Raw genomic sequence first — 4,494 nt, 5'->3', positions numbered from 1 at the left:
CGAGGCGTTCTCCCGCCCCGGAACCACGTCGATCGTGCCCTGGGCGTGGTTGGTGTACCAGCCCGCGTCGTCCCACTGCCGCCACCGCACATCACTGGTGTGGAAGTTCTTGTCGACCGGGATGACCTTGCCGTGCGGGTACTGCGGGCTCATCAGCACCGTCCCCGACGACACCGGCCGGTTGTTCTCGTCCAGTTCGATGACGGTCGCGTCCAGCTGCGGCTGCTGGGAGATCGGCTGGTTGCCCGCCGCCGCGGCGTACGTCTTGGCACGCTGCTCCGGCGTCTTGGCCTCCTTGTCCACCGAGTTCGCCGTGAGGGCGCGCGCGGCGGCGGCCGTGGTCGGCGGGTCGGTGTCGATGACGTCCTGGAACCTCAGGCCGTCCATCGTCTGCTGAAGCTTGTCCGCGATGGCGCTGATGGGCGGCGGGTCGGTGTCGGCCTGAGCCGGCGCGATGGACGTTCCCAGCAGCGCGCCGGCTGCCAGAAGACCGACCAGGCCTCGGTTACATAGACGGGAGATCTGCATGATCGACACGCTAGTAAGCAAGATCAACTTCCGGGGTAATGATTGTTGATCTTCAAATGTGATCTAAATCCTGCGCCGGGCATGCAACCAATCGCCCTGGCCGTCGGCTTCCTCGCGCTTTGGCCTCGCCCGCCGCGCGGACGGCGCGCGGCGGGCTCACGGTCACATCGGCGCCCCGTCTCCCGAGGCCCCACCATGGCGGCGGAGCGCTACCGCGGCCTCCACCTCGTACAGCCCTCGGGGGCCCTCCGGGCCGCGCCAGAAACGGTGCCGCAGGGATCCACGCACCTCGATGACGTCCCCATGCCGCCAGTCGCGAACGCCGTCCTGAACCGAGGCGTCATAGGTGACGCAGCGGATCGTGTCGATGGCGTCCTGGGGCGACCGGGCGCCCCGGTGCTCGACGATGAGCCGCCAGACCGCGACCTGCCCGCCGCCGGGTAACGACTTCCACTCCGGTGCTCCGGAGAGCCGGCCGACCAAGACGATCTCGTTGACGTGGGCCGTCGCTCCGACGTCGCGATGCGGGTCGGAGCCCGACGGGACGACGTCGGATGTGCCGCCCCGCGGCGGGGTCTCCTCGCTGCCGTCCATGATCTACTCCCCTCGTGACCGCCACACTGTGCGCCGGTGGCGTTGTCTTTACGATGGGGCGGTCGATCAGGACGACGTAACCCCGCTCCCCGCATCTGTGGAAAACCGGAGGCCCGCATGGATTTGATCACCGACCTGGGCAACGACGTCTTCGAGATCGACACCAGGATGGCCGGATACACGGGGATCACCGCGGGATATCTCATCCGCTCCGACCGGCCCTGCCTGGTGGAGACCGGCGCGGGGAACTCCGCCCCGGTCGTACGCGACGCGCTGGCGGCCGCGGGCGTCGGCCCGGCGGACCTGGCGACCGTCGTCGTCACGCACATCCATCTCGATCACGCGGGCGGGGTCGGCGACATCGCGGAGATGTTCCCCAACGCCGAGATCGTCGTTCATGAGAAGGGCGCCCGGCACCTGGCCGACCCGAGCCGGCTCATGCGCAGCGCCCGGATGGTGTGGGGCGACGCGCTGGACACGCTGTTCGGCGACCTCAAGCCCACCGACGCCGTACGCATCCGGGCGGTGGAGGACGTGGGCGAGGTCGACCTCGGCGGTGGGCGGCGTCTGGAGAGTCACCATTCGCCCGGGCACGCCAAGCACCACGTCGGTCTGCTGGACTCCCTGACCGGAGACCTGTACGTCGGTGACGCCGCCGGCGTCTACATCCCGGAGACCGCCGACGTGCGCCCCGCGACGCCGCCTCCGGACTTCGACCTGGACACCGCCCTGGCGTCGCTCGCCCGCTTCCGCGCGCTCCGGCCGTCGCGGCTGCTGTTCAGCCACTTCGGGCCGGTCGAACTGGTCGGCGAGACGCTCGACAGGTCGGAGGAGGAGCTCCGGCTCTGGGTGGAACTGGTCACCGAGGCCCACGACCAGCGTCTCGATCTGGACCACGCGGTCGCCATGGTCCGCGAGCGCACGGACGGCCGGTACCGCGCGCTCGCGCCGGACGCCGATCCGCGGGTGGCGGAGAAGATCGAGGTGATCAGCGCGGCCCGCAACAACGTCGCGGGGATCATGCACGCGCTGGAAACGCGCTGAGGCCCGCGTCCGTCCCGGCGATCGGGACGGACGCGGGCCTCGTGCCTCACTGGTCCTCGGCGTCCCGCTGAGCGTTCTCGGGCCCGGTGTCGGCGTCCGCCCCGGGCTCCGCCGCCGCGCCGGTGTCCGTCACCGACTCCGCCGCGGTGCTCACGTCGGGCTTCGCGGTAGTGGCCTCGGACGTCGTTCCGCTGCTCGGTTCGGAAGCCGCCGCCCGGTCCGCGTCGGGATCCAGATCGGCGTCGTCACCGGTCTCCGTGTCGGCGAACTCGGTGTCGATGATGTCCAGACCCTCGAGTTCGGCGTAACGCTCGGCGGCGTCCGTCTCCCCGTCACGGTCGGCCGCCGCGGCTCGCGCGAACCAGTCGACCGCCTCGTCGTCCCGGTCGGCCGCGACGAGTGCGTCGGCGTACGCGTAGAACAACCGCGCCGACCACGGCCGCCACCGCTCGTCCTTGAGCTCTGAGACCTGAAGTGCCAGGACCGCCGCGCCGGGCTGACCGAGATCGCGGCGGGCGCCCGACTCGACGATGCGCATCTCGATCGCCTCGGCCTGCGGCAGGCGGCGCGCCTCGTCCGACTTGGCCAGGTCCAGAGCACGCTCGGGCCGACCGAGTCCTCGCTCGGCGTCGGCCATAATGGCGAGGTACGCCTCCTGGCCGGTCAGCCGCCGGGCCGCCCGAAGCTCGGACAGGGCCACCGACCAGAGACCGGCATGGTAGGCCGCGAGCCCGCATGCCTCACGGACGAGGCCGACCCGCGCCGCGCGTCCGCGGGCCGCGAGCGCGTGCTGGTAGGCGAGCTCGGGCTCCTCGTCGATCAACCGGCCGGCCATCACCAGGTGGCGGGCGACCTCTGTCGCGAGGTCCTTCGGCAGCGTCTTCAGTTCGCCCCGGGCCGCCGCGTCGAGCTCGGCGCCGGTGACGTCCTCGGGGACGGGCGGGCCGGGGTCACGGCGCGGCCGTGGAGCGGCCGAGGACCGATCGTCACGTCCAGGTCGGCGCGCGCCCCGCTCGGCGGGCCGACGACCGCCCTGGGCGTCGTCACGCCGCCGGAAGCCGCCCGTCTGGCCTTCACCACGGCCGCCGCGAGGACCGCCGCCCTGCCTGTCACGGAAGTCACGACGGCCTCCGTCCCGGCGCTGGAACCCGCTCGCGCCCTCCTCGCGGGACTGGAAACGCTCCTTGCCGCCCTCGCGGGGCCGGAAGCCCTCCTGACCCTTCTCCCGGGGTCGGAAGCCTTCCTTGTCACGCGGCCGGTACCCGCCGGCACCACCGCCCGGCCGATCGTCCCGGCGCGCGCCGCCGCCAGGCCGGTCATCCCGCCGGAAGCCTTCCTTGTCACGCGGCCGGTACCCGCCGGCACCACCGCCGGGACGGTCATCCCGGCGCGCGCCGCCAGGTCGATCGTCTCGCCGGGGAGCGCCGCCGGCGCCCGTACGGCGCTGGGCGCCTTCCTCGCGCGTGAAACCGCCGCGGCCGCCGGTACGGCCCTCATCCCGTCGGCCCGGGGTGCGCGGGCCGCCGGTACGGCCGTCCCGGGGACGGAAGTCGCGGTCCTGCCGACGCTCGGTGCCCTCACCTTCACGCCTCGGAGAGCGATCGCTGGGACGCTGAGACGAGCGCCCTTCCTTGTCGCGCCAGTCGGCCGGACGGCCGCCCTGAGCGCCACGCTCGCTTCGCCAGCTTCCGGAAGAGGCCGGACGGCCGCCACCCGTCTTGGCTCCGCCACGTCCACCGGAGTCGTCTCGACGTGGGAACCGGCTTCGTCCGCTCGTGCCTTCGGCGTCGCTGCTGCGGAGGGGCCTCGGGCGGCGAGCCTGAGAACGCCCCTCGGCCTCATCGTCCCGAGCGTTGGTGAAACCGCCCGGGCGCTGAGCACCCCCCGGTTTCTGGAACCTGCCGGGTCGACCGGCTCCGGAGCGATTGCCCGGTGATCCGGCGCGCTCACCGCCGTAGCCGCCGGCGGAGTCGTCACGCCGCCCCCGGTTTCCCCCGCGGTTGGTGAAGCCACCGGACGATTTCGCGGCGCCCCCCTGACGACCGCGAGATCCGCTCGAGGAACCGCTCGCGCGGTCCTGGCGTCCCGGCCGTGGACGCCGATCGCGCCCGTCGCCGTCGCGTTGATCTCGTTCCGCGCTCATCACATCAAACCGTTTCACTGGGGGAGCACTGTCGACTCCATTGTGCCCTGAATATACAAAAAGGGCCGCCTCGGAAGGCGGCCCTTTTTGTGTAAGTGTCCGGCGGCGTCCTACTCTCCCACACCGTCTCCAGTGCAGTACCATCGGCGCTGAAGGGCTTAACTACCGGGTTCGGAATGGGACCG

The 4,494-nt window shown here is 71.9% G+C and carries 5 protein-coding genes and 1 rRNA gene; 2 read left to right on the top strand and 4 right to left on the bottom strand.

The annotated features are described in order from the left end of the window. Both AB0K82_RS44320 and AB0K82_RS44315 read right to left on the bottom strand, forming a co-directional pair. The coding region (locus tag AB0K82_RS44320) for a hypothetical protein (protein WP_364409733.1) at window positions 1-528 on the bottom strand (528 nt) is incomplete at its 3' end. A gap of 162 nt (window positions 529-690) precedes the next feature. Then, entirely contained in the window at window positions 691-1,122 is a 432-nt protein-coding gene (locus tag AB0K82_RS44315) for a single-stranded DNA-binding protein (protein ID WP_364409730.1), read from the bottom strand. A gap of 117 nt (window positions 1,123-1,239) precedes the next feature. On the opposite strand from AB0K82_RS44315, the gene AB0K82_RS44310 reads away from it, so the two are divergent. Continuing rightward, the gene (locus AB0K82_RS44310) at window positions 1,240-2,166 is read left to right on the top strand and encodes an MBL fold metallo-hydrolase (RefSeq protein ID WP_364409727.1); all 927 of its coding nucleotides are present in this window, start codon (window positions 1,240-1,242) and stop codon (window positions 2,164-2,166) included. 46 nt (window positions 2,167-2,212) lie between these two features. Here the strand turns inward: AB0K82_RS44310 and AB0K82_RS44305 are convergent, their stop codons facing one another. Next, entirely contained in the window at window positions 2,213-2,989 is a 777-nt protein-coding gene (locus tag AB0K82_RS44305; RefSeq protein ID WP_364409724.1) for a hypothetical protein, read from the bottom strand. 18 nt (window positions 2,990-3,007) lie between these two features. Here AB0K82_RS44305 and AB0K82_RS44300 point away from each other — a divergent pair, with 18 nt between their 5' ends. Next, window positions 3,008-4,102 (top strand): hypothetical protein, encoded by a 1,095-nt coding sequence (locus AB0K82_RS44300; RefSeq protein ID WP_364409721.1) that lies wholly within the window; start codon window positions 3,008-3,010, stop codon window positions 4,100-4,102. A 304-nt stretch (window positions 4,103-4,406) separates the two neighbouring features. Here AB0K82_RS44300 and rrf read toward each other — a convergent pair. Next, window positions 4,407-4,494, bottom strand: a 5S ribosomal RNA gene (rrf, locus tag AB0K82_RS44295); the annotation flags it as partial.

The sequence above is a fragment of the Actinoallomurus sp. NPDC052274 genome, from assembly GCF_040679475.1.
In the GTDB taxonomy this organism is placed as follows: domain Bacteria; phylum Actinomycetota; class Actinomycetes; order Streptosporangiales; family Streptosporangiaceae; genus Actinoallomurus; species Actinoallomurus liliacearum.
The sequence above is the reverse complement of the archived record's forward strand: the minus strand, read 5'-3'. Positions and strand labels throughout refer to the sequence as shown.